Source organism: Thiospirochaeta perfilievii, from assembly GCF_008329945.1.
Taxonomy (GTDB): Bacteria; Spirochaetota; Spirochaetia; order DSM-2461; family DSM-2461; genus Thiospirochaeta; species Thiospirochaeta perfilievii.
Genome location: NZ_CP035807.1, coordinates 2,742,183 through 2,766,348 on the forward strand (window position 1 = coordinate 2,742,183; position 24,166 = coordinate 2,766,348).

General features: G+C 33.9%; 22 protein-coding genes. 10 read left to right on the forward strand and 12 right to left on the reverse strand.

Translation table 11 applies throughout. The features are described 5' to 3' along the window. Position 1: 1 nt before the first annotated feature. The 3 genes from EW093_RS12600 to EW093_RS12610 form a co-directional block, all read right to left on the reverse strand. Complete coding sequence (locus tag EW093_RS12600; RefSeq protein WP_246745112.1) at positions 2 to 2,086, reverse strand: ribonucleoside triphosphate reductase; 2,085 nt, start codon at positions 2,084 to 2,086, stop codon at positions 2 to 4. 21 nt (positions 2,087 to 2,107) lie between these two features. Beyond that, a complete protein-coding gene (gene nrdR / locus EW093_RS12605) occupies positions 2,108 to 2,563 on the reverse strand; it encodes a transcriptional regulator NrdR (protein WP_149568758.1) in 456 nt (151 codons plus the stop codon). 92 nt (positions 2,564 to 2,655) lie between these two features. Further along, positions 2,656 to 3,981, reverse strand: a complete 1,326-nt coding sequence (locus EW093_RS12610; protein ID WP_149568759.1) for a hypothetical protein — start codon at positions 3,979 to 3,981, stop codon at positions 2,656 to 2,658. Positions 3,982 to 4,100: 119 nt separating this feature from the next. On the opposite strand from EW093_RS12610, the gene EW093_RS12615 reads away from it, so the two are divergent. After that, positions 4,101 to 4,613, forward strand: a complete 513-nt coding sequence (locus EW093_RS12615) for a nitroreductase family protein (protein WP_149568760.1) — start codon at positions 4,101 to 4,103, stop codon at positions 4,611 to 4,613. Positions 4,614 to 4,628: 15 nt separating this feature from the next. Beyond that, positions 4,629 to 5,774 (forward strand): DUF8084 family protein, encoded by a 1,146-nt coding sequence (locus EW093_RS12620; protein WP_149568761.1) that lies wholly within the window; start codon positions 4,629 to 4,631, stop codon positions 5,772 to 5,774. On the opposite strand, the gene EW093_RS12625 is transcribed toward EW093_RS12620, so the two are convergent. From EW093_RS12625 to EW093_RS12635, 3 genes are read right to left on the reverse strand one after another with little or no spacing between them, the layout of a single operon-like run. Next, positions 5,775 to 7,034, reverse strand: a complete 1,260-nt coding sequence (locus EW093_RS12625) for an alanine racemase (protein WP_149568762.1) — start codon at positions 7,032 to 7,034, stop codon at positions 5,775 to 5,777. It abuts the gene before it with no gap. A gap of 51 nt (positions 7,035 to 7,085) precedes the next feature. Further along, on the reverse strand, positions 7,086 to 8,339 hold the full coding sequence (locus EW093_RS12630; protein WP_149568763.1) for a M48 family metallopeptidase: 1,254 nt from the start codon (positions 8,337 to 8,339) through the stop codon (positions 7,086 to 7,088). 49 nt (positions 8,340 to 8,388) lie between these two features. Beyond that, positions 8,389 to 8,583, reverse strand: a complete 195-nt coding sequence (locus tag EW093_RS12635) for a hypothetical protein (RefSeq protein ID WP_149568764.1) — start codon at positions 8,581 to 8,583, stop codon at positions 8,389 to 8,391. A gap of 94 nt (positions 8,584 to 8,677) precedes the next feature. Here EW093_RS12635 and ung point away from each other — a divergent pair, with 94 nt between their 5' ends. Together ung and EW093_RS12645 are read left to right on the forward strand one after the other, a co-directional pair. Further along, on the forward strand, positions 8,678 to 9,331 hold the full coding sequence (gene ung, locus EW093_RS12640; RefSeq protein ID WP_149568765.1) for a uracil-DNA glycosylase: 654 nt from the start codon (positions 8,678 to 8,680) through the stop codon (positions 9,329 to 9,331). Beyond that, a complete protein-coding gene (locus tag EW093_RS12645; protein ID WP_149568766.1) occupies positions 9,332 to 10,132 on the forward strand; it encodes an SDR family NAD(P)-dependent oxidoreductase in 801 nt (266 codons plus the stop codon). On the opposite strand, the gene EW093_RS12650 is transcribed toward EW093_RS12645, so the two are convergent. Then, complete coding sequence (locus EW093_RS12650) at positions 10,129 to 11,241, reverse strand: adenylate/guanylate cyclase domain-containing protein (RefSeq protein ID WP_187759704.1); 1,113 nt, start codon at positions 11,239 to 11,241, stop codon at positions 10,129 to 10,131. The genes EW093_RS12645 and EW093_RS12650 overlap by 4 nt on opposite strands. Positions 11,242 to 11,294: 53 nt before the next feature. On the opposite strand from EW093_RS12650, the gene EW093_RS12655 reads away from it, so the two are divergent. The 3 genes from EW093_RS12655 (at position 11,295) to EW093_RS12665 (ending at position 14,566) form a co-directional block, all read left to right on the forward strand. Then, positions 11,295 to 12,506: a patatin-like phospholipase family protein gene (locus tag EW093_RS12655; RefSeq protein WP_149568768.1), complete on the forward strand. Its 1,212-nt coding sequence runs from the start codon at positions 11,295 to 11,297 to the stop codon at positions 12,504 to 12,506. Between the two features lie 244 nt (positions 12,507 to 12,750). Next, positions 12,751 to 13,863 (forward strand): IS110 family RNA-guided transposase, encoded by a 1,113-nt coding sequence (locus tag EW093_RS12660; protein WP_149566950.1) that lies wholly within the window; start codon positions 12,751 to 12,753, stop codon positions 13,861 to 13,863. 61 nt (positions 13,864 to 13,924) lie between these two features. Then, positions 13,925 to 14,566 (forward strand): PRC-barrel domain containing protein, encoded by a 642-nt coding sequence (locus tag EW093_RS12665; protein WP_149568769.1) that lies wholly within the window; start codon positions 13,925 to 13,927, stop codon positions 14,564 to 14,566. 5 nt (positions 14,567 to 14,571) lie between these two features. Here the strand turns inward: EW093_RS12665 and EW093_RS12670 are convergent, their stop codons facing one another. Both EW093_RS12670 and EW093_RS12675 read right to left on the reverse strand, forming a co-directional pair. Beyond that, complete coding sequence (locus tag EW093_RS12670; RefSeq protein WP_149568770.1) at positions 14,572 to 15,606, reverse strand: lactonase family protein; 1,035 nt, start codon at positions 15,604 to 15,606, stop codon at positions 14,572 to 14,574. A gap of 18 nt (positions 15,607 to 15,624) precedes the next feature. Continuing rightward, positions 15,625 to 16,467 (reverse strand): AraC family transcriptional regulator, encoded by an 843-nt coding sequence (locus tag EW093_RS12675; RefSeq protein WP_187759705.1) that lies wholly within the window; start codon positions 16,465 to 16,467, stop codon positions 15,625 to 15,627. Between the two features lie 154 nt (positions 16,468 to 16,621). Between EW093_RS12675 and EW093_RS12680 the strand changes: the two genes are divergently transcribed. From EW093_RS12680 to EW093_RS12690, 3 genes are read left to right on the forward strand one after another with little or no spacing between them, the layout of a single operon-like run. Beyond that, entirely contained in the window at positions 16,622 to 19,042 is a 2,421-nt protein-coding gene (locus EW093_RS12680) for a beta-mannosidase (protein WP_149568772.1), read from the forward strand. Between the two features lie 13 nt (positions 19,043 to 19,055). Continuing rightward, complete coding sequence (locus EW093_RS12685; protein ID WP_149568773.1) at positions 19,056 to 19,736, forward strand: D-lyxose/D-mannose family sugar isomerase; 681 nt, start codon at positions 19,056 to 19,058, stop codon at positions 19,734 to 19,736. Beyond that, on the forward strand, positions 19,724 to 20,587 hold the full coding sequence (locus EW093_RS12690) for a carbohydrate kinase family protein (RefSeq protein ID WP_149568774.1): 864 nt from the start codon (positions 19,724 to 19,726) through the stop codon (positions 20,585 to 20,587). The genes EW093_RS12685 and EW093_RS12690 overlap by 13 nt, the downstream gene beginning before the upstream one ends. Positions 20,588 to 20,643: 56 nt before the next feature. On the opposite strand, the gene EW093_RS12695 is transcribed toward EW093_RS12690, so the two are convergent. The 3 genes from EW093_RS12695 to EW093_RS12705 form a co-directional block, all read right to left on the reverse strand. Further along, positions 20,644 to 22,038, reverse strand: a complete 1,395-nt coding sequence (locus tag EW093_RS12695; protein ID WP_149568775.1) for a Do family serine endopeptidase — start codon at positions 22,036 to 22,038, stop codon at positions 20,644 to 20,646. Positions 22,039 to 22,101: 63 nt separating this feature from the next. After that, the gene (locus tag EW093_RS12700; RefSeq protein WP_149568776.1) at positions 22,102 to 23,475 is read right to left on the reverse strand and encodes a sensor histidine kinase; all 1,374 of its coding nucleotides are present in this window, start codon (positions 23,473 to 23,475) and stop codon (positions 22,102 to 22,104) included. Next, entirely contained in the window at positions 23,462 to 24,133 is a 672-nt protein-coding gene (locus EW093_RS12705; protein WP_149568777.1) for a response regulator transcription factor, read from the reverse strand. The genes EW093_RS12700 and EW093_RS12705 overlap by 14 nt, the downstream gene beginning before the upstream one ends. Between the last annotated feature and the right edge of the window lie 33 nt (positions 24,134 to 24,166).

The following is a 24,166-nucleotide window of genomic DNA, read 5'->3' on the forward strand; positions in this document are numbered from 1 at the left end:
TTTAAACCTCTCCATTTGTAATTTTTTGTTTTTTAAGCTCTTCTATCTGTTTGTTTATTTTCATTTTTTCTTCTTCTCTGCATTTGGGACAGTTATCATGGGCTCCGGCTAAATAACCATGAACACTACATATTGAGAAAATTGGGGAGATTGAGAAAAATGGTAGCTTGTAGTTTTGTGATATAGTTTGAACTAACTTTCTACACGCCTTCCAGTCCTTAATAGCTTCCCCAAGCATACCGTGGAATACTGTTCCCCCTGTATACTTAGTCTGTAGTGCATCCTGAAGATCTAGGGCTTCAAATATATCCCTTGTAAAATCAACAGGAAGTTGGGTTGAGTTTGTATAGTATGGGTCATCCTCTCCTGCAGTTATTATATTTGGATAAATCTTTTTATCATGTTTTGCTAATCTATAACTTGTACTCTCTGCAGGTGTAGCCTCTAAATTAAATAGATCCCCTGTCTTTTCTTGATAGTCAGCTAATCTGTCCCTCATGAAAATTAGAATCTCATTAGCGGTATCCTGTCCCTCTTCTGTTGTTAAGTCTGTACCGATATAGTTTTTAAGGCACTCATTCATACCTACTAAACCTATTGTAGAGAAGTGACTGTTTAGATTACTTAAGTATTTTTTAGTATATGGGAAAAGACCGTTTTCCATCATTTTATTAACAACCTTTCTCTTTAATAGAAGGGATGAGGCTGCTAAATCCATCATGTGGCCTAGGTTGTGGTAAAACTCCTCTTTAGTATTACTTAAATAACCAATTCTAGGTAGGTTTATTGTAACAACCCCAATTGAACCAGTTAACTCATCACTTCCAAAAAGACCACCACCCCGTTTTCTTAGCTCTCTTTTATCCAGTTGTAATCTACAACACATGGATCTAACATCCTCTGGGTTTAGATCGCTATTTACAAAGTTCTGAAAATACGGTGTTCCATATTTTGCTGTTATTTCAAAGAGAAGCTTAGCATTCTCTGTCTCCCAGTCAAAATCAGGTGTTATATTGTAGGTCGGAATAGGGTAGGCGAAACCTCTACCGTTGGCATCACCCTCTAACATAAGTTCTAAAAATGCTTTATTTACCATTTTCATCTCTTCTACACAGTCCGAGTAGGTGTAATCCTGTTCCTCTCCACCAACAATTGCTTTTTTATCCTTTAAGTCAGATGGAACAGTCCAGTCTAGTGTAATGTTAGTAAAAGGTGCCTGGCTTCCCCATCTTGACGGGGTATTTACACCAAAAATAAAACTCTGAATAGCTTGTTTTACCTCTTTGTATTCTAAGTTATCAGCCCTTACAAAGGGGGCTAGGAAGGTATCAAAACTTGAAAAAGCTTGAGCTCCAGCCCACTCATTTTGCATAATCCCAAAGAAGTTAACAATCTGGAACATCAGTGTTGACAGGTGGGATGCTGGTTTTGATGATATCTTCTCAGAAACACCACCTAAACCATTTTGTATAAGCTCTCTTAGGGACCAACCTGCACAGTACCCTGAAAACATTGATAGGTCATGGATATGAAATGCTCCAGTTGAGTGGGCCTCTGCAATCTCCTTTGTATATATGTTTTTAAGCCAGTAGTTGGCTGTAATGGTTCCAGAGTTGTGTAAAATTAATCCACCTAGGGAGAAGTTAATATTAGCATTCTCATTAACCCGCCAGTCGGATTGGGATAGGTAACCATCCATTGTCTCATCTATATCTAATAATAGTTTATTTTGGTCTCTAATAGCCTCGTGTCTCGATCTATATAGTATGTATGCTTTTGCTATATCTATCTCTTTAGCTTCCATTAGAGTTGTCTCTACAATATCTTGTATCTCTTCAATGGCTGGAATGGAGTTTGGATGTCTAGTAAGTTGAAATTCTTCCAATTTTTTTTCTGTTAATTTTGTAAGTTTACTATCAAGTTCAGGATTATCAACACCTCTAACAGCTTCAATAGCCTTAGATATAGCCGCAGCAATTTTCTCTGGTCTATATGTGTCTATACTTCCATCCCTTTTTATTATCTTCTTAATTCCTGTTTTAGGGATATTAAGATCTTTATCACCTAAAATTTCACTCCAATCAATACCTGCCAATAGTAACTCCTTTTAACTTTTTAATTTATTAATCTCTTCAATAAACTCATCTACACTCTCGAATTTTCTGTAGACCGATGCAAATCGAATATATGCTACTCTATCAATTTCCGCTAACTTAGAAAGAATTAGGTTACCTAGGAAATCCGAAGATATCTCATGGTTCGCCTTACCTCCTAATTCTGCTTCATCCTCTATATTGTGTAGAGCCTTCTCTATTACCATTTGGGGTACAGGTCTCTTCTCTACAGCTCTGTTAAGGCCCCTCTCTATTTTCTTAATATCAAATGGTTGACGTCTCCCATCATGTTTTATAACCATTAATGGTAACTCTTCTATTTTCTCGTAGGATGTAAACCTGTAGCTACAGGCTGAGCACTCTCTTCTTCTACGTATAGATGTCCCACTGCTGTTTTGTCTAGACTCTAGAACCTTATCTTGTATTAATCCACATAGGGGGCATTTCATAACTTTTTTGTAGCTCCTACACTATATATAGCGTTTTTAATTGAATCTATATTCCTTCTAAATTAAGTTTTTGTCAATAACTTTTTTAGTCATTATTTAAGTTCTAATATAATTGCTATTAAAGTGATAGTTACAGTTAGTGTAATAATACTTAGTATAATATCCCCAGTGTGGGCAATTTTATTCTGTCTTCTGTGGGTAAACCTGTAATAACTTTCCTGAAGGAATATAAATGGGCAAATAAGAATTGTAAGGATAATATTACCTGTAAATGAAGAACCGTTAAAAATATTTACAAAAAAACTATAACTACCATTTAAAAATCTTAAAAATATTAGGGATATAACAATTGGACTTAAAATTACAAATGTCTTTTTCATAGCCATGGTTTTACTATTTATATATAACATAACTATAACAACTTGCCACATAAAAAATGTTCCAAGGGGTAGGAATATAAAGCAGAAAGTAAGGTAGATAAGTGTTGATAGATAGAAACTAGAGTGACTATAAAAATATGGGGACTTTGAGAAAGATGAGTCTTTAATTATATGAAAGCTGATCCCATATATGAAAAATAGAATAAGATGTTTAATAATAAAAATTGTCTTAGGAAATTCTACTAAAAAATCACTATTTCCCGACAGGGTAACAACGTACTCTATAACCAGGCTTGATATAAAATAGAATATGTAGATCATTAAAATTTTTAGGGGTATTGTAAATAGATATTTCCTATTGTGTTTCAAGTGAAATTTAGCTTTTTTTGAGTATAAGTTTATTAAAAGAAGTACTAAAAATGTGAATATAAGGAATGAGTATAAAATATAGGACTCGTTTATATAAAAAACCTTGTCAAAAAAAATATGTATATAGTAGTGGGTGTGAATGTTTTCGTAATTGATATCAGTTTCTAATGTTTTTAGTATTATGTCAGGATCGATCTCCCCCCTAATAATAAGTATTGGGATGTTGTATTCCCCATATATATTTTGTATTTCTGGGCTACGTATTAGGGATGTTAGGTAGAGTGGGAACTCCATTGCAATCTTTTTTTCTAGATTTAACTCCGATAAAAGGATTTTTGCTACTTTAAATGGGGGCCTGAATTTTTTGCTAAAACCGTATAGTTTAATACTGTTATTTTCAACTTCATCTATATAAAAACTAAAAAGAGGTGGGGTTATTATCTGATTATTTAAATACTCTTTTGAGCCTTGGTAGTCTGATTCATCAATTTTATCCTTAACAAGAATAACTTCCACATCATAATTTATGCTTTTACTATTTAAATCCACAATGTTTTTAAACTTTTGATAGGAGTTTTCTTTAGTAGTTACAATAAGTACATTTTCTCTAGAGTATAGAGTAAGGGTTTGTAGAAGAATAATTGAGTATAATAGAATCTTTTTTAGCATTAACCTAGCATAAGTTAACAATTTAATTGGGTCAATAAAACATAAACAAAATTGATAAAAGTTCTGTTAATGAATTAAAAACATTTCCATGATTTTAGAAGATATGTTAGACTTCATTTATGGCAGTTATAGATTTAATAAAGGGACGCTCATCCTGTAGAAATTTCAGTGATAAAAGTATTGATGAGTCTATAGTTAATAGTATTGTAGAGGCGGGGAGACTTGCTCCATCTGCAAAGAATAGACAGCCTTGGAGATTTATAATAATTTCTGAAGAAAATAGAAAAAATAGGTTACTAGAAGCATGTTTTGGTGCAGATGTTATCAAAACTGCCGATAAGATAGTAGCTGTATGTACCACAAATATTAACTATGTTATGCCAAATGGTCAAAATGCCCATGATATGGATCTTAGTATAGCTACATCTTTTATGATGTTACAAGCTGAACATGAGGGGCTAGGATCTTGTATTGTAACTACGTATAATGAAGAGATGATACGGGAGTTATTAACAGTTCCGTTTTCAATGCGTGTATACTGTTTGTTAGCCTTAGGATATAAGGGTGATACTGCTGAAATTAAAAAAGAAAGGAAATCTTTTCAAGATGTTCACAATATGGAACACTGGTAGGGGATAATGGTAGAAGTGGATACAAACCTAATAGAATTGCCGGTTAAATTACTTTTTTCAGATCAAGGTGTTGATTTTTTTATTAAAAATAAAAAGCCTATGAATAAATTTAAGATGCCGGATAATAGTACACAGTACGGGATCGCTTTAAATCAATATAATCATAAAACTGTAAAGCACATGATAGCAATAGGGTATCTATCAAGGATAGAGATCTCAAGATCTGAATTTACATCTAAGAGACAGGATATATTATCAATGACTAAGAGTAATGTTTTTGGTTTCCTTGTTAAAAGATTTGATGAGATGGTTTTTGATATTGTTATGGATTCTGAACTTATAAAAAATTGGAATAGATCTAACCATGGTAGTATATTAGATAGAAAAACAAATATAAACGAGACTGTATTAAGACAGTTATTAGAGAAGAATAAGGATGTTGTTAAGTCTGTAAAAGAGACCCTAACCCTAGCTGTTCATAAGGACTTATATAAAAATGATACATTAACAGAGGATGAGATTACAAGCCAGTCCCTATTATGTAGTGAGTATCTAACATCTCTAAGATCATTTACATGGTTTATTCTCTCTAAGTTTAAGGATGCCCCAACCTACGAAATTCTAATTTTAGAGATATCCCAGCTATTAATTGAGTTTATGAGTAGAAATAAGATCTCCGAGTACATCTCTTTAATGTTAATGGAGCTTCTAAATAGTGCGGAAAATAGGAACCTTAAAGAGTATATTAAAATGATGTATCCAACCCTTGCTTATAATGACATCCTAGAAGAGCCTGAAGCTAGAGTAGGCCTTTTAAAAGAGATGCAGGATAAGGGGAATCACTTCTCATTAAGTTATAAGTTTGATAAGTCTGAAACTAAAATAAGCGCAAAAAAAAGGTTTGAAGTAGCTGTCTTTAATAAGGAGAGCGAAGTTATGATGTTAAAAGAGAAGGTTGATCAACAGATGGCCTCTAAAGTTCGAAAACAATCATTAACCGATTTTTATAGGCGTTCTGGTGGTGATGGGTCTGATCTAGGAATGTTCTATCTATCCTACTTAGGGGAAGAGTGTTCTAAGGTTGGTATTAAGTTTGAATCCCAGGTAAAGGAGATACCAGGATCTGGACAATCCTATACCTCCTTAAGTTTAACCTTATAATTAGTAGCTCTCTAAAAGTTTATCTATATCATTTATTACATCTATATGCTTTACAGGTTGTAACCTACTATTTAGTGGGTTCCTTCCATTATCTAAAATATAGTGTACTTTAAGGGGTCTTTCCCCAGAAATTCCAGAGATTGCAACTTGGTAGCTTCTTGTCATATGCATCTGAGTTCTATATGCTCCAATTACACTATCTCCTATCTCTATTTTCTGGTTTTTATTAGGTATAAGCTGCATATGGTAGTCTATATCCTGTACTATACTGTGATTGTATAAAACCATCCCCTGTTTTTTTGTTTCAGCCCACTTACTTCCTACAAATGTAAACATTTTATCGCTATAATTAGTATGGTAACAACCACCACCATATGCGTAGTATCTATCTTTATACTTATGGGATATCTCAGATAAGTAGAGTATGGCTGTTGATTCCGCTAAATCCTGATAAAATGCGTGGGAGGGGGATGTCCCTATAACCGCATTCCCAGGTTCTACATGGGTAGCCCCTAACTTTTTAAGTATCTCCATCTCACTTGATGATGTATTTCCAGGCATATTGACCTGTTTTATATCAATATTACTATTTTTTAGTATCTCTAAAGCTCTGTTTACTGCACCAATATTTGAAGTAGGGGTAATTTTTTCCTGGGCGGTGTTGTTGTAGTTAAGACAGGGAAATGCGGTAACTCCTACAATGTTAATATTTTTTAACCCACTAATCTGGTTGATAAATGTTTCTATTTCATCAACATGAAATCCACCCTCCTGACCATCAAAAACATAATCTTCATTGTTATATACACGAATTAAAATATCCTGTTTATATCCTAACTTTTTACAACACAGATCAATCCATAAAGCGTGTTCTATATTGTATACAGTAAAAACTTCGGGTTTAAGTTTTAAAACTTCCTCTATAAGGTGTTTAGGTATCTGATTAAGGTGTCCTACATGTCCTAGGGGAATATTGTAATCTCTACAGGCTAGAGCTCCCTGGAAGTCCACAGCAACAATTTTATTTAATCCCATTTTTATAGCTAATGCATTGATATATGGGTTTCTATTATGCTGTTTTGACATTAGGTATGTGGATAGTCCATTTTTTTTAGCACTACTACTAAGAGCCTTAGCATTTTTTGCAACCTGATCTAAGTTTATTACCCATGAGTTAACAGGAATTTCACCCTTTTGATGTAGTTCCATGGTTATTTCTACCATTCTCTCATTGTTTTTTAAAATATTATCTATATACATAACTTCTCCATTATTTAATATTAAACTATGGAGAAGCTTATATTAATTCACTTATTCTACTAAATCTTTCAAATTCTTTACCCTCTCAATTACAGGGGGATGGGAGTAGTGGAATGCCGAATAGTTTTTATCCGGTGTTAAGTTACTTAGATTATCCTTGGATAGCTTTAAAAGTGCCTGTATTAAAGAGTCCGACTCTCCCCTTAGATTCTTGGCAAAACTATCAGCCTCAAACTCATGTTTTCTAGAGAGTAAGTTAGAAAGAGGTGAAAAGAAGAAGGTAAAAGAGCTAGAAATTAACATCATTAATACTAATAGTCCATGATATGTACCCTCTACCATATTAAATGTTGTATAGAGAGGTTTAAAGTTAAGTGCTAAAGAGAGGATAAAAAAAGATAGGGGAACAGAGATAAAGGTTAATATTAGTCTCTTTTTTATATGCCCCTTACTCCAATGACCAATTTCGTGGGCTAGAACACCACATAACTCCTCTGTGCTTAGGTTCTCTATAAGGGTATCGTATAACACAATACGTTTACTGCTACCAATTCCAGTAAAGTAGGCGTTGGAGTGGCCTGATCTCTTTGACCCATCCATAACATATATACCATTAATTTTAAAATTAGCCTTTACTGCCATCTCTTCTAGGGCAATTTTTAGTTCTCCATCTTCTAATGGGCTAAACTTATTAAATATTGGAGCAATAAAATTAGGATATATAACGAGTAGAAGTAGTTGAAATGATATAAAAAATATAGAAGCCCATAACCACCAAAGATCCGCTGTCTTATCCATAAATATAAATAGTGTTGTTAATATAATTATTCCTAGAACAAGGGATAATACTATCTGTTTAATCATATCCCCTATATAAGCCTTAATAGTTAACTTATTAAAACCAAACTCCTCCTCTATTACAAATGTTGAATAGAGGGATAGGGGTAGATCAAATAGACCTAATATAAGTGATACTACTCCAAGGAATAACAGTCCTAATATAATTTTATTTGATGTAAGACCCATTAATATCGACTCTATACCACCTAAAATACCTGAAAACAGGATAGTTACAGTTAATATTAAGGAAAATACTAATCTAAAAATAGAGAAGTGCTCTTTTTTTAATGTATAGGCGATGCTCTTTTCATACTTCTGGGGTGAAATTATGGATTTAAAAATATCAGGAATGTTATCCCTATTTTTTAATACTGAATTTATATTTAGTAGAGTTAATGTATAAAGAGTAATAAACTCTATTGTTAATAGTGTTAAATATATTGTAGCGAAAATGTAGTTGTTCATAAATCTCCTTATAAATAAAAAAACCCTGCAGGACAGGGCTTCATTTTAATTAAAGAGCTGAAATAGCTTCTTTTAATTTTCCGTTTTTAACAGCTTTGTTACACTGTTTACAGATGCTAACTTTCTTCTCGTTTAGCTCGTTTTCGTAAACAGCCTTAATAGCTGTTCTTTTACAAAGTGGACATGTTGTTCTTCCGCTTTTTACTTGGTCTCGGATACCTGCGCCTCTATGTGCTTTTGACATTTATACACCCCTAATAATTATTAGTTATTTATGATTAATCAGTTATGTAATATACTTCTGTTGGAAAATCTTGTCAATGAACCTAGGAGAGTAAATGGCCGTAGAGTGGGAACAATTTATAAAAAATGAGTTAGATGAGGAGTATTTTAGGGTTTTACAGGATAAAATAGCAAAGGATAGGGAAATCTTTACAATTTATCCTAAGGAGTCAAATATTTATAAAGCTTTTGAAATTACTCCTGTAGATAAAATTAAGTGTGTAATAATTGGACAGGATCCATATTTTAATCCAGATGAGGCCCAGGGTCTTGCCTTTTCAGTTGATAGTAGTATTAAAATACCTCCATCTTTAAGAAATATTTATAAAGAGTTATTAGATGACCTGGGGGTATCTAGGCCAGATGGGAACTTATTACCCTGGGGTAAACAGGGTGTTTTTTTAATAAATAGGGTATTAACAGTTAGAGCAGGGGAGCCAAACTCCCACAAGGATTATGGCTGGCTTATATTTACTAAAAAAGTTATAGAGTATATCTCATCCCTAGAGAGACCTATAGTATTTATGTTGTGGGGGGCGGAAGCTAGGAAATTAAAGGGAGTAATAGGTCGTAGACACTTAATTTTAGAGGCTCCCCATCCTAGTCCCCTCTCATCCTATAGAGGTTTTTTTGGTTGTAAACACTTTTCTAAGTGTAACAAGTTTCTTAAAAAAAATGGATTAAAAGAGATAGATTGGGGGAGAGAGTAGATGGTAGCACTTATTACAGGGGCCACAAGTGGTATAGGGAAAAGTTACAGCACCTTATTAGCAAGTAAGGGTTGGGACTTAATAATTACAGGAAGAAGAGATGATATAATAATAAAACATGGAAAGCTTTTAGAAGAGAGATATAAAGTAAGAGTTGAAGTTGTCATTGTAGATTTTAATAGTAGGGAGTCTTTTAACTCTTTTTTAGATAACTACGTAAAAGATAGCTCTAGGGAGATTGGATTTTTAGTTAACAGTGTTGGTTTTTCAAATAGATGTGATTTTTTTAATACAGACTTTGATATTACCCATAAAATGATTGAAGCACACATCTCTAGACTAAGCGAAATAACCCACTATGTGGTAAATAGCATGAAAAAGTATAATAGGGGAGGTTTTGTTGTTAATGTCTCATCCCTTGTTGGTTATCTTCCCTCCCTTCATGACCCATTTTACTCCGGTTCAAAGTCCTTTATCTCTACCTATTCGGAATCCATATCTATGATACTAAAACCCTTTAACATAGTTGTTCAATCCCTATGTCCAGGTTTTACAAAGACAGACTTTCATAAGGATATGAACCTCGCTGAGGATGAGTTTAAAAACAGAGGGTTAAAAAGGTGGATGAGTGCAGATGATGTGGTTTCCTACTCTTATAAAAAATTAAAACCTGGTAAAGTTATTGTAATACCGGGTATCGCTAATAAGATTATATACTACGCTGTTAAAATACTTCCTAAACCTCTTTATTATAAAATAGCGGGGAATAATAAAACTTTAACAAACCGAAGTTTAAATTAATCTTTAAAATTTAGGATATAGATATCTCTTTTGTTATCTATTCCTCTTAATTTAACCCTACGCCTTGTTAGGGTTTTTATACTGCTTTTTAAAATGCTTTTTACCTCTTGATCTTTAAACATATTCTCAGAGATTATAATCTGATTGTTTTTCGCCTCTCCCTGTATTCTTGCTGCAATATTAACAGTTTGGCCAAAGTAATCTAGGGATTTATTTAGAGTAACCATAATTGTTGAACCCTTATGTAAACCCATCTTAACAAGGATCTCCTTCTCTGACTCAATTTTAGTATCGTATTCCTTTAAACTCCTACGTATCTGTATAGCTGCGGATATTGAGTCTCTAGGTGTTTTAAAAGATGCCATAACCGCATCCCCTATGGTCTTTATAACTATTCCTCCATGATCTATAATTATTTTAAAGAGAATATCAAAGTGCTCCCTAATTAATCTGTAAGCTGTAGCATCCCCAACTCTGTTGTATAGAGCTGTTGATCCCTTTACATCTGTAAATAGAATAGATATGTTTTTTATCATTAAGGACTCATCAAATGGAAGATTATCATCATCAAATAGATCTCTAAACTCCTCTATATGTAGGCAGTCTAAACCTGATACAAAGGTTTTTCCCTTTAACATCGAGACCACCTCCATCTTCTGGTCACTGCTTCCATTTATTGCCATTTTCCTCATTTTTTCGAGACCTTCAAGGAATTTTTTAGGTATTTTGATAAACTCCTCTGATGGGGTAAATGCAACACCAATATTCTCATCTAAAATATTGTAGAAATCTACTTGGCACATTTTACAGGATGAGGATTTGGAAACTTCAGCTAAGTGGTTATGAACTTCGGCTACCCCATTACAGGATGGACAGTGGTACTCCCAGCTTATATCCAGTAACTCGTTTTTTGCCATAGTAATAAAGCTCTTTAACATTCTTTGGCTATCTATATTTAAGGATTCTGATAACTCTAATAAATTTATCTGGTATACATCTTCAATTTTAGCAACTCTTTCCCACTCTTTAAATCTTGAATATTCATCACTATTAAAATCTAACTCACTACTTATACTCTCTACTCTATCCCTAAACTTACTAAGTATCATTTTATTCCCCATATTTGTTAAATATTATATAATTATAGTGGAGAGTTTGTTACATGAAAAGAAAAATTGGTTTAGTTCTAGAAGGTGGTGGGGCAAAGGGTGCATATCACCTTGGTGTATATAAGGCTTTAATGGAAATGGGTTATCACTTTTCTGGGGTAGCTGGAACTTCAATTGGTGCTTTAAATGGAGCTTTAATTGCCCAGGGGGATTGGAAAAAAGCCTGGGATTTGTGGTATTACTCATCTAATAATTCTGCCTACGGAATAGATGAGGAGACTTTTAAAAGTATTGGAAAGGGACACTTTAATCCTGAGAATACTAAATACGCTGCAAGTTTTATTACCGATGTAATAAAGGGGCGAGGTTTAGATATAGAGAGTATGAAAAAACTCTTTTTAGATATTTTTAATGAGGATAAAATTAGAAAGTCCAAAACTGAACTTGGAATTGTAACTGTAAAACTACCAGAGTTTAAAAGTGTTGAACTTTTTAAAGAGGATATTCCTAAGGGTGAGTTATTTAACTATTTAATAGCAAGTGCTAACTTTCCCCTCTTTCAAACCAATAATAAGATGGATGGGGCATATATTGATGGTGGTTTTAAAAATAACCTACCTCTAAACATGCTTCCAATGAAAGATATTTATGAGTTAATAGCTGTTAGAACATTTGCCCCAGGAATTACTCGAAAGTTAAAAAGCAAAGACATTAAAGTTACATATATAGAACCTAGTAAAAGCCTAGGATCGATGTTGGATTTTGATAGGGATAAGGCTAGGAGACACTTACAACTAGGTTATTTTGATGCATATAAAAAGATAAAAGGTTATGTTGGAAGGGAGTTCTGTATAATTCCATTAAAAGAAGATCTTGTCTATATAACCAGTATGTTGCAAACGGCGGATGATAGAATTCTATTAGCTGCTAAGGTTATGGGGTATAAAAATGTTAATCCTAAAAGGTTTATGTTCGAAAAACTCTTTCCCCAGATCGCCTACTATTTAGAGATGGATTTAAATACATCCTACGAGGTCTTAATTATTACTTTTTTCGAAGAGGTAGCAATGACTTTAACAATGGATAGAGATAAAATTTATAAGGCTGACGAATTTATATCCACTGTAAGGGAGCTTTTTTTTATTCAGCATAAAAATTACTCAAAATATAAAAATCTTCCTAAGATAATTCAGAGTAATAGTTTCTTTTCATCCTTTGTAAAAAGCGATTTTTTTAAATTTATTATGGATATTTTCTTTAAATAGGTATTATAATTAAAAGTAGAATTGAATATAGGAGGAATGATAAAAAGTAAATATAACCCCTTTGGTTGATAGACTGTTTTATAATTAGTAAGACAGCAAAGCTACTGTTCGTCATATTTATTGGTCTGCGAGACCGCAAAGGAGATTGAAGAGCTGTAGCCGTAACATTCAATGGTCTGCGAGACCGAATAGGAGATTGGAGTTAATCAACCGTACAGGAGCTGTCTAATATAGGGGGCAATATATGAAACTTAGTATAGGTTCAGACCTACACAAAACACAATTTACAACACTTTCACTTAGTGAAGATCGTAAAATTGAAGAATCAGGAATGTATCCAACAAATAAAACGGGGTATGGAGAATTCTTAAAACAGGTTAAAGAATGGATAGAGCAAGGATACGAAATATCTATTGCTGTTGAATCAACTGGAAATGCAAGATTTTTTAGAAACAAAATGATTAGTGCAGGAATTGAAGTAAAAGTTGTGAATACACTGAAGTTCAAAGTTATAAATGAGTCTGTGAAGAAAACAGATAAGCATGATGCAAGAACATTAGCAGAGTTTTTGGAAAAAGATATGCTTCCAGAGTCGATTTTATGTTCTCAGGAAAGTGAAGATATCAGAAGAATATTAAAGTCACGATCTATTTTAGTAAAAACTGTTGTTTCTTTAAAAAATCAAGTTCATGGTCTATTACTTGGATATGGTATTGAATCCAAAAGAGGACAGTTGCAAAGTAAAAAAGAGAGGCAGCGAATCCTTGTGGGTCTCGAAGACCATAGGTTTAACGGAAACGCCGCCAATGCGGTAAGACCGCTACTTAATACGATAGATCAGGTATCATCAGAAGTCAAGATTTTAGAAAAAGTCTTAGCTAAAATGGTTGAAGAAGATGAAGATGTTGCACTTCTTCAAACAATACCTGGTGTTGGAATAATAACAGCATCAACAATAAGAGCATTTACTGATGATATTGAAAGATACAGTAGTGCAAAAAAATATGCAGCACATGCAGGACTTGTTCCATGGGTTCAAAACTCAAATATGACAATACATCATGGTCATATAACGAAAAGAGGACCAGTAGAGCTTAGAACTGCATTTGTACAAACTGTAATGGGAATGATTAGAAGTAAAAAACATACTATGGGATACAGATTAATGAGTAGGTATACAGATATGAAAAAACATAAAGGTTCTGGGAAAAGTATTATAGCTACAGCCAGAAAAATGAGTACCATAGTTTATACAATACTAAAAACTAGAGAACCATTTGATCCTCAGAAAATGGCTCACAATAGTAAATATAGAGAAATGCAGGCGACAGCATTAGGTGCCGCACTTGCTGTGTAGAACAGCACGATATATGCTTTTTTACGGAAGGGTATATATTGACTTTTTATAGGAGATAGTTATGAAGATTCCATTAAAAGCCAAAGTTATATGTAAGGATGGGGAGTATGGAAGTATAAAGGAACTTCTTATTGATCCCTTAAAAGAGAAGGTAACCCATGTTGTTGTTCAGAATAAACATAATGGTAATCAGATAATTATTTCAACTAATATTATCGATTATACATCGGATACTGTTGTTACAATTGAGAAGACAGCCAATGAGTTAAATGACTTCCCTAAATTTATTGTTCATGAGTTTGTTAAGGTCCCTACAGGGGATTCCCAATATGCCTTTTGGGGAGCTGATCCAACAATGCTCCACTCTTACACTATGTTTCCCTATGTAATGCATGAGGGTAACCCAGTTGTGGAAGTTACAAAAGAAGTTGTAGATGATGATGAGCAGAGACTTAGAAAGGGTCTTAAGGTAAAGGATGTTAATGGAAAAAACCTTGGGCACATTGATGAGTTAGTTGTTAATAAGAAAAATGATTTTATTACCCATATTGTTATGAGAACCGGTCATATCTTTGGAACAAGGGAGGTTGTTGTTCCTAATATTAATATCAGATCATTTAAAGAGGACTCCATTATTCTAAATATTGGAGAGGATCAGGTAGCTGACCTACCTGAAGTAGCTTTAAAACGTACTTGGGAGTAGTTCTGTTACAACTCCTTTGTTATACAGACTGGAGTTCCTATATTTAGGGGGAGACCCCACTCCTCCTTTGGAATACCGGTTTTACAATTAAAGGACTTTATAGTAATAAGGCTAGAGTCCTGGTTTGCTATTAATAACCAATCCCCATCTTTAGAGAATTCTATATCCCTTGGTGTTTTACCACCCGAGCTAAATCTTGATTCTAATTTAAACTCTTTCTCAATGTTGAATATGGATATTTTATCTTCAAATCTATTTGAACAGGCTATAGTTTTACCAGAGGGGTGTAACTTTATTGCAGCTGGAGCCTGTAAACTATCAAAATCCTCTACTAGGGGTATCTCTGATTGATATTTAAGAGATCCGTCACTCTCAATTTTTATTAAACAAAGTATTGGTTTTAACTCATTTAATATATAAAGGTTGTCTTGATTAGGGCCAACTATTAGGTGTCTAGGGCCATAACCATTAGGAAGCCTAAACTGCTTTGGATTATTAAAATCCCCATTCCTATGTATCCAAATTGAGTCGCTACCTAAGTCACAAACATATAGCTGTTTATGTTTGTAATCCACTGTTACCTGGTGGGCATGGGGACTCTCCTGTCTATCTTTATTGGGACCAAAACCTGTATAGGAGTGTTCAGATTTTTTTATCAGTGTACCATTTTCTCTAGTATAACTGTATATCTTTCCGTCACCGTAGGATGCTGTATAGTAGGTCTCTGTAACACTGTTTTTAGTAATGTGGCATAGGGACCTTCCAGAGTTTAAAAGGGAGTTTTCTAGCTTCATATTATGGTTATCAACTAGGGATATTGTATGTAAACCTGCTAAATCTCCTTCATTTTCAGCTATAGATACTATCTGTTTATACTCCCTATCCCAGTATAAGTAGGATGGGTTTTTTATATCTAGTTTAGAGTTTATTTCTAAGACTCCTTTGTTTTTATCAAAACTGATTATGACTACTCCATCACCACAGGCATTTGGGGCATGGGGTAACTTCTCTGTATATGTTCCTACTATAAAAAAATCCATTTGCTGCACTTTATACTCCTATATATAAGATAGTAAATTTTTCTCCCTATATTTTCTAGGGGATGTTTTATACTCTTTTTTAAAGAGATTATAGAAGTGGCTATGGGATGGGAAACCTGCCATATCACTAATATCTAATATTTCTAAATTTGTTTGTATTAATAGGTTTGATGCATAGATCAGTTTTTTATGATTTATATACTCTGTAGGTGTCACATTTAGATATTTTTTAAAGTTTCTACTAACATGCTCCCTACTTCTTGTAGCAATAGAGTAGAGGTAGTTTACACCTTTAGTGTAGTTTGCATCCCTCTCTATCTCCATTGTTAGCTTTTGAAACCAATCCGGCTGTCTATTAACCTTATAAAAGTTTGAAGTTATAAATAGAGGTAATAGGGACGTAAGTAGTTCTACGTTGTGTAAACTTCTTATTTTTAGATCTAATGTGCTAATATCCCGCTGAAATTTTCTTTTATAGATCTCAATATCCCCTTGGTTTAGTTTTATACCTGGGGGAAGGTCCCTATCTAGTAGGTTCTCTTCTATTAGTTTCCTATCGTAGAGGGAGAATATTTTATCAAAAGTATCCTTAGAGAAAACTAAATTGTAGAATGCAAAATCTTGGGTACTATCTAAATACTGGTGAGTATCCTCTGGTCGAATAAAAATTAGAGACCCACTCTCTATTGGTGTTTGGACACTATTACACCAGTGAATTGCACTTCCCTCTGTTACAAAGAATATCTCATAAAAATTATGGCTGTGGGCATAGGGGATTATACTATCTCCAATGTGGAAGAAGGTCTGTATTCCAAATCTAATATTTTTATGGCTATCTAGGGCTAATTTATTAATACTCATCACTCTTAATACATTTAAATATATAACCATATAAATATCAATCTCTATTTCTAATAGGTTAAATCAACTTTTATCAGTATTGAGTATTAAAATATCATAATAGAAGAAGAAAATAGTAGAGAGCTATAATAGAGTTAAGGAAATGGGAGGACACATGGTTATAGATTTACAGGGTTCATGGACACTATTAGATGGTGATAATAATAAGGTTTGTAATGTAGAGATTCCTGGGGATATCTACACTGGTTTAATCGATTCAGGAGTTAAAGAGGATCCATATTATGGAAATAATGAGTTAGATTTCCAGGACTTAGCCAAGGAGGATTGGGTTTTACAGAGATCTTTTAATATAGAAAAATTAGAAGATAGAGAAGTTATACTAGATATAAACTCTCTAGATACCTACTGTGACATCTATATAAATAGGGAGCTTGTTGGTAAGTCAGAGAATATGTTTGTTCCATTTAAAAAAAATATAAAAGAGAAGCTTGTTTTGGGGGAGAATAAAATAGATATAAAATTTCACTCAGCTGAAAATAGGGCTCTTGAATTAGAGAAGAACCATCCATATAAACTACCTTACATGATTCTTCCCCTGCAATCACCGGCAAGGAATTATACAAGAAAGGTTCAGTGTCACTCAGGTTGGGACTGGGGACCTGCGTTAATGGTTTCTGGTATTTACAACTCAATTAAAATAAACTCTTACAATCAGGGAGTTATTGAATCGTGGGATTTAGATTATAAGTTAGATAATAGTGAAGTTAATATAAATATTATTATAGAGTATCGGTCATTAGTTAAAGGCAGTACCAGTTTTAATCTCTATGATGGGGATATAAAAACTACTTATAGTCGAGATGTAAACGTCGGTTTAAACATTATAACTATTAATCTTAATAAGGGTGATGTACAACTCTGGTGGCCAAACGGATATGGGGATCAACCTCTATATTGTTTCAAACTAGAGACACTAGATGAGATTAAGGTTAAAAGAGTTGGGTTTAGAGATCTAGAAGTGATTTCTAAAGAGGATAAAATTGGTAAAAGCCTATATTTTAGGGTTAATGGTGTTGATATTTTCTCTAAAGGAGCCAACTGGATACCTGTAGATGCTCTACCATCTAGACAGAGTGATGATAAGTACTACTCCCTAATTAAAGATGCTAGGGATGCAAACATGAATACCCTAAGAGTCTGGGGTGGGGGGCAGTATGAGAAGGATATCTTTTACGATCTATGTGATGAGATGGGTCTTCTAATTTGGCAGGATATGATGTTCTCCTGCTCTGTTTATCCTGCAGATAAAGAGTTTTTATCCAATGTCGAGTCTGAGATAAGGTATCAGATTAAAAGATTAAAAAATCACCCTTCTATTGGTTTGTGGTGTGGAAATAATGAGAATGTTGGGGCCTTAACCTGGTTTGAAGAGAGTAGAAAAGATAGGGATATCTATATAATTGATTATGATAGACTAAATGAGGGTGTTTTAGGTAAAAATATTAAAAAGATAGATCCAAATAGGGCGTGGTGGCCTAGTTCCCCATGTGCAGGAGAGGATGACTATTCTGACTGTTGGCATGATGATAGTAGGGGGGATATGCACTATTGGAGTGTATGGCACGAGGGTAAATCATTTGATGCCTACTACGATGTAATACCTAGATTCTGTTCTGAATTTGGGTTTCAATCATACCCTTCATTAGATGTTGTAAAGAGTTTTGCACCAGAGGAGGAGTTAAATATAACATCTCCATTTATGGAGCATCATCAAAAAAATGAAAAGGGGAATCAGATAATTCTTGAGACTATGTCTAGGTATTATAGAATCCCAAAGGATTTTGAAAATTTCCTATATGTAAGTCAGGTTCAGCAGAGTGTGGCTATAAAAACTGCAATAGAGTATTGGAGATCAAATAGACCTACTTGTATGGGGATTCTATATTGGCAATTAAACGATTTATGGCCTGTTTCGTCCTGGTCATCAATTGAGTATGGTGGCAGATGGAAGCCTCTACACTACCAAATAAAAAAAATATTTGAGCCGGTACATCTTATATCATACTATAAAAAAGATGGCAGTTGTTCATTCTCCATTGTTAACGATAGGTTAGAAGATACCCTTGGGGATGTGAAAATAGATTTTAAGGATTTTAGTGGTAACTCCCTATGGTCAAAAGAGTTTAATATAACTGGAGTGGCCCAAAGTGTTACAAAAATTTTGGATATAGATCTAGAGAGTTTTGACTTTAATAGAACTGATGGATTTTTCTATATAAGTGGTGGGTTTGAAGGTAGGTTGATAACAAACACTCTATTTATAACTGAGCCTAAGCGTTGCAGAATTAATAAGTGTGAAATTTCTACTGTTATAGAGCAGAGAGAAAATGGGGTTTCTATTAAATTATTAAGTAATAACCCAGCCTTTAATGTTGTTTTAAGCTCTAAGGATGGTTCCAGATTTTCAGATAATGATTTCACCCTATTAAATGGTGAAGAGAGAGTAATAGATGTTGATGGAGATATAGGTCTAGATGATCTGAATATTCTCTGTTTAAACAATAGTTTTATATAATAAGGAGATTTAAATGAAAAGATCAGAGATAAATAGGGAGATATTAAACTCTAAAAAACTGTTTGAGTCCATTGGTTTCAAACTACCTGTCTTCGCTTCATGGAGTCCAGAAGATTGGACAGGTATGGGTGATGAGGTTGATGAGATTGTAGAGAATAGTCTAGGTTGGGATGTTACAGATTATGGACTAGGGGATTATAATAAAGTAGGACTGTTTCTTTTTACCATTAGGAACGGTAACTATAAAAATAGGGATAAATACCCTAAGGGCTATGCTGAAAAGATTATGGTAATTAAAGAGAACCAGTTAGCTCCAATGCATTTCCACTGGAATAAGAGGGAAGATATAATTAATCGAGGTGGGGGTATTCTATCCTTAACCCTATATAAAGCGGATAAAGATGAAAATCTAGGTGATGAGGAGTTCTCTGTTTCTATTGATGGAGTTAGAAAGAATTTAAAACCTGGAGCTGTAGTACTATTAAATCCAGGGGAGAGTATCTGTTTAGAGCCATATATATATCACTCATTTACAGGGGTTAATGGGGACGTTGTTGTTGGTGAAGTATCGGATGTTAATGATGATGAAAATGATAATAGATTTTTTGAGCCTATTGGTCGATTCCCTACTATTGAAGAGGATGAAAAACCTATACATCTACTATGTAACGAGTATGTAAAATGGAAAAAATAGTAGGATTAGGGGAGATTCTGTGGGATCTGTTTCCAGATGGGGCTGAACTAGGTGGAGCCCCTGGGAATTTTGCAATGCATGTAAACTCTTTAGGAATGGAGGGTTATGTTGTTAGTTCTGTGGGTAGGGATGACTTAGGTGATAGGGCCATATCTATATTTAACTCTAGAAATTTAAAACATATAGTCTCTAGGTTAGATAAACCTACAGGTACTGTTATTATAGATCTAGACAATGAGGGTAAGGCTACCTATGATTTTACAAAAAATAGTGCCTGGGATTATATTACCCTAGGTGAGGAGTCTCTAAAATTAGCTAGGGAGTGTAGTGCAGTCTGTTTTGGGTCACTTGCCCAAAGAAGTCGTAAATCCAGAGAGTCCATATATAAATTTTTGGAAAATACTAAGGAGAGTTGTTTTAAGGTTTTTGATATTAATATTAGGGAGGATTATTACTCTAGGGATATTATTGAGAGTAGCCTTAATTATGCAAATGTACTTAAGTTAAACGATGAGGAACTACCAATAATTATAGATATGTTTAACCTCTCCTTAGTGGAAGAGCTCGCACTTGAATCCTTAAAAAATAAATTTAACCTGGATTTAATTATAGTTACCAAGGGGTCTGGTGGGAGTAGACTTTACCGTTCAAAAAGTGATGATAGTTTTACAACTCCAGAAAAGACAGAGGTAGTTGATACTGTAGGGGCAGGAGACTCATTTACTGCTGCTGTAGTTGTAGGTCTTTTACGGGGAGAACCTTTAAATAAAATAAATAGAGACGCAAATAGGGTAGCGGCATTTGTTTGTGGCTTTAAGGGTGGAACACCAGATATATCATGTTTGAATTGATTGTAAAAAAAGCCTAGCCCCAACCTTTGGTCGGGGACTAGGAGGAGTGAAGAAAATTATTCGTTAGATAAAATTAACTTTATTTTTTGATTATTTCTAATAACGCTAAAGGATACTTCGCTATCAGCCGTAGAAATTTCATTAAAAAATTCAGTAACATTTTTAATGTTATTGCCTTCTACATTTGTAATTATATCCCCAGGAAGAACACCTGTTAGTTTTGCTATTGAGTCATTTGCTACAGAGATAACAATTACACCCTTTGTAGATGTTCTTAAATTACTGTTGTAGTGTTCATTTATACTATCTACTATTTCTTTAGTAAGATTAACAACATTTATACCAGGCCATAATAGGGATTTTAAACTCTTAGTATCCCTTAGTTCCGGGAATATTTTTAACTGTAAATTTTTATTATCCCTAACTAGCTCAAAGTTGGCAGCTTCTCCTGCAGGAAGATTCCCTACAGAACTTAATAAGTCCTCACTATCTTTGATTACTCTTCCATTAACCCTAGTAATTATATCACCAGGCTTAAGACCACCTTTATCCGCTGGAGAGTCTTTAAATAGACTATGAACAAATGCACCCTTAAGATCCTTATCTCTTAGATCCTGGGAAATATCATTTGGAATATTACCCATACTAACACCAAGCCATCCATACTCTACAGAACCCTTTTCTATTAAGGCTTTAATAACAGGCTTTGCATTATTTATTGGAATTGAGAATCCAAGGCCAATATTTCCCCCAGAACCAGATGCTATCCATGTGTTTATACCAATGATCTCACCGTCGATATTAACCAATGCTCCACCGGAATTCCCCTGGTTTATTGCAGCATCAGTTTGAATATAGTCAGTAAAGTCTGCTTCCATACCTGTAACAGATGGTCTACCCACTGCACTAATAATACCCAGGGTAACAGAGGACTCATAACCTAGAGGGCTACCAATAGCAATTGCCCAATCTCCAATGTACAGATCATCAGAGTCACCTAGTTTTGCTATAGGAATATCATCTTTTGTTTCAAAAACAATTAGACCTAAATCCCTTCTTTTATCCTCTCCAACAATTTCTGCATCGTAACTTCTACCGTTAGAGAAGTGGATAGAAAGTTTGTTTGCATCCTTTATTACATGGGAGTTAGTTAAAACATACTTTTTGTTTCCCCTAGACTCTACCACTATCCCAGAGCCTAGACCTCTAGATTCAAACTCCCTATATTGGGGTGTTTCATTTTCTGAGCCATCCTGGTTCTTAAAGAAAAAATCAAATGGATTTTGACCTGTTTTAACCTTTGTTTTTGTAACAGTATCTATCTGAACCACAACAGGTATTACATCTTTAGCAACCTTTCTAAATGGATTATCACTTGCATTTGAAGCAAATGCCAATGCTGAAATACAACCTAAAAGAATTATTAAAATCTTTTTACTGCTTTGAATCATAACATTTCTCCTTTATATATATAAAGTATACTAATAAATAATTGCTTTTGTATTTCCAGAGCATTACTTTTTTGTAAGGGGGAGGTTTATTGTAAATGTTGAGCCTTCTCCTACAATACTCTCTACATTTACATTCCCATTATGGGCTGTAATTATTGCTCTAACCATACTTAATCCAAGTCCTAAACCTGGTTCATTTCTACTTCTTGTAGAACGGTATAGTCTATCCCAAATATTTTTTATCTCATCTTGGCCAATACCTATACCAGAATCCTTAATCTTTATTATTAATCTATCTTCTATTGAGTATACAACTATCTCGACAACTTCTCCCTTACCAGAGTACTTAACAGCGTTATCTAGAATGTTGGCAATTGCCTGTCTAATCTTAATCTCATCCCCATAAATATACTCTTGGTTAAAATCAAATTTCAGTAGAAGATTAATCGCCTTGTCCTCGGCTATAAAACTATAGAGATCCACACTTTTTTCAATAAGATTTTTAATATTAAACCTCTGAATATCTAGTTTTAATACACCGTTTTCTGAAGCTGTAATATCTAGTAGCGCGTTTAATATTTTTATTATAGAATCAATCTCCTCAATGGTATCAGATAGGGCCTCTATATGGGATTCTGGGTCTGGATTAGTAAGAGCCACCTCGGATATTCCTCTAATTCTTGTTAGTGGAGTTCGTAAATCGTGGCTTACATTATCTAGTGTCTCCTTCATTCCTCTTATTAAGTTTTCATTTGAGTCAAATAGTGTCGAGAATAGGTTTACTAACTCTGATAGTTCATCATCCCCACTATATTTTTTTATCTCTTTTTTTCTTTTTCCAGTCTCTATTATCTCCTTTATAGTATTTGTAAGGTCTAAAACTGGTTTTAAAGTGTTTTTAGAGTACCATAGTCCAAAAATCATACTTGTTATAATTAATGGTATAAGTAGTATGATAAAAACCTTACGCAGGACTCTGGCAAATTGTGTAATATACTGGTTACTAATACCAGTTTGAAAAATTGTGCCATCTTTTGCTATATGGGTTAATACCAGTAGGTTAAATTCATGGAATTCAGACTTTAATATTGTTATGCTGCCTGGTTCAACACCGTTTAATAGAGAGTAGTTGTAATCTGTTTTCCATACAGATGGTCCCATATCGAATACTGAGGGCCCCTTTTGCATTCTAACAAAGTATGGTTTTCCCTCGTACATCATATTTGATATATCAATATCTGAGATTATTAAGTTTAAACCGCCCTTCTCATACTTTGATTCTAAAACATCTAACTGATATCTCATTTGACCGTAGTCTTCGTTTCTTAAAAATCCCATAATTAGTAGGGATAGGGCAGTAAAGATAATTATTGATACAATTGTTGAAAAAAGGGTAAAGGTTAGTGCTATTCTAACATTTACCTTATTTAAGAACATATCCTACACCTCTTATAGTGTGGATTAGCTTCTCATCAAACTCTTTATCTATCTTATTCCTTAATCGACATACTAATACATCAACAACATTTGTTTGAGGGTCAAAGTTATACTCCCAAATATGTTCCATAATTAGGGTTTTAGATAAAACAATTCCCTGATTCCGTATAAAATACTCTAAAAAGGAGAACTCTCTAGGTTGACACTCAATTATTTGCTCTCCCCGTTTAACTTCCCTTGTTAAAAGGTTTAAAGAGAGATCTTTATAGTGTAACTCTGTACTTGTATCCGCCATTGTGGATCTTCTAATAAGAGCTTGTAACCTAGCTAGAAGTTCTGCAAAGGAGAAGGGTTTTGTTATGTAGTCATCACCACCCTTTTGGAAGCCTATAATTCTGTCATCTACACTTCTTTTTGCACTTAAAATTAGAACTGGGGTTTTTATAGAGTTGTCCCTCATTTTCTCTATAACCTGGAGACCATTAAGCTCTCCTGGCATCATTATATCCATAATAGCAGCGTCATAACTGTTGCTTTTTAGCATAATGTAACCCTCTTCACCTGTGTATACCTGATCCACACTGAATCCTGATTCTCTTAGGCCCTTAGAGACAAAGGCTGAAATTTTTTCATCATCTTCTACTATTAATACTTTCATACCATTAATTGTAGCAATAAAATATCTAAAATA

Coding starts and splice junctions, on each gene's coding strand:
- nrdR (WP_149568758.1), bottom strand. CDS start 2,563: ATGAAATGCCCCCTATGTGGATTAATACAAGATAAGGTTCTAGAGTCT.
- EW093_RS12610 (WP_149568759.1), bottom strand. CDS start 3,981: ATGCTAAAAAAGATTCTATTATACTCAATTATTCTTCTACAAACCCTT.
- EW093_RS12615 (WP_149568760.1), top strand. CDS start 4,101: ATGGCAGTTATAGATTTAATAAAGGGACGCTCATCCTGTAGAAATTTC.
- EW093_RS12625 (WP_149568762.1), bottom strand. CDS start 7,034: ATGTATATAGATAATATTTTAAAAAACAATGAGAGAATGGTAGAAATA.
- EW093_RS12630 (WP_149568763.1), bottom strand. CDS start 8,339: ATGAACAACTACATTTTCGCTACAATATATTTAACACTATTAACAATA.
- EW093_RS12635 (WP_149568764.1), bottom strand. CDS start 8,583: ATGTCAAAAGCACATAGAGGCGCAGGTATCCGAGACCAAGTAAAAAGC.
- ung (WP_149568765.1), top strand. CDS start 8,678: ATGGCCGTAGAGTGGGAACAATTTATAAAAAATGAGTTAGATGAGGAG.
- EW093_RS12645 (WP_149568766.1), top strand. CDS start 9,332: ATGGTAGCACTTATTACAGGGGCCACAAGTGGTATAGGGAAAAGTTAC.
- EW093_RS12650 (WP_187759704.1), bottom strand. CDS start 11,241: ATGATACTTAGTAAGTTTAGGGATAGAGTAGAGAGTATAAGTAGTGAG.
- EW093_RS12655 (WP_149568768.1), top strand. CDS start 11,295: ATGAAAAGAAAAATTGGTTTAGTTCTAGAAGGTGGTGGGGCAAAGGGT.
- EW093_RS12660 (WP_149566950.1), top strand. CDS start 12,751: ATGAAACTTAGTATAGGTTCAGACCTACACAAAACACAATTTACAACA.
- EW093_RS12665 (WP_149568769.1), top strand. CDS start 13,925: ATGAAGATTCCATTAAAAGCCAAAGTTATATGTAAGGATGGGGAGTAT.
- EW093_RS12670 (WP_149568770.1), bottom strand. CDS start 15,606: ATGGATTTTTTTATAGTAGGAACATATACAGAGAAGTTACCCCATGCC.
- EW093_RS12675 (WP_187759705.1), bottom strand. CDS start 16,467: ATGAGTATTAATAAATTAGCCCTAGATAGCCATAAAAATATTAGATTT.
- EW093_RS12680 (WP_149568772.1), top strand. CDS start 16,622: ATGGTTATAGATTTACAGGGTTCATGGACACTATTAGATGGTGATAAT.
- EW093_RS12685 (WP_149568773.1), top strand. CDS start 19,056: ATGAAAAGATCAGAGATAAATAGGGAGATATTAAACTCTAAAAAACTG.
- EW093_RS12690 (WP_149568774.1), top strand. CDS start 19,724: ATGGAAAAAATAGTAGGATTAGGGGAGATTCTGTGGGATCTGTTTCCA.
- EW093_RS12695 (WP_149568775.1), bottom strand. CDS start 22,038: ATGATTCAAAGCAGTAAAAAGATTTTAATAATTCTTTTAGGTTGTATT.
- EW093_RS12700 (WP_149568776.1), bottom strand. CDS start 23,475: ATGTTCTTAAATAAGGTAAATGTTAGAATAGCACTAACCTTTACCCTT.
- EW093_RS12705 (WP_149568777.1), bottom strand. CDS start 24,133: ATGAAAGTATTAATAGTAGAAGATGATGAAAAAATTTCAGCCTTTGTC.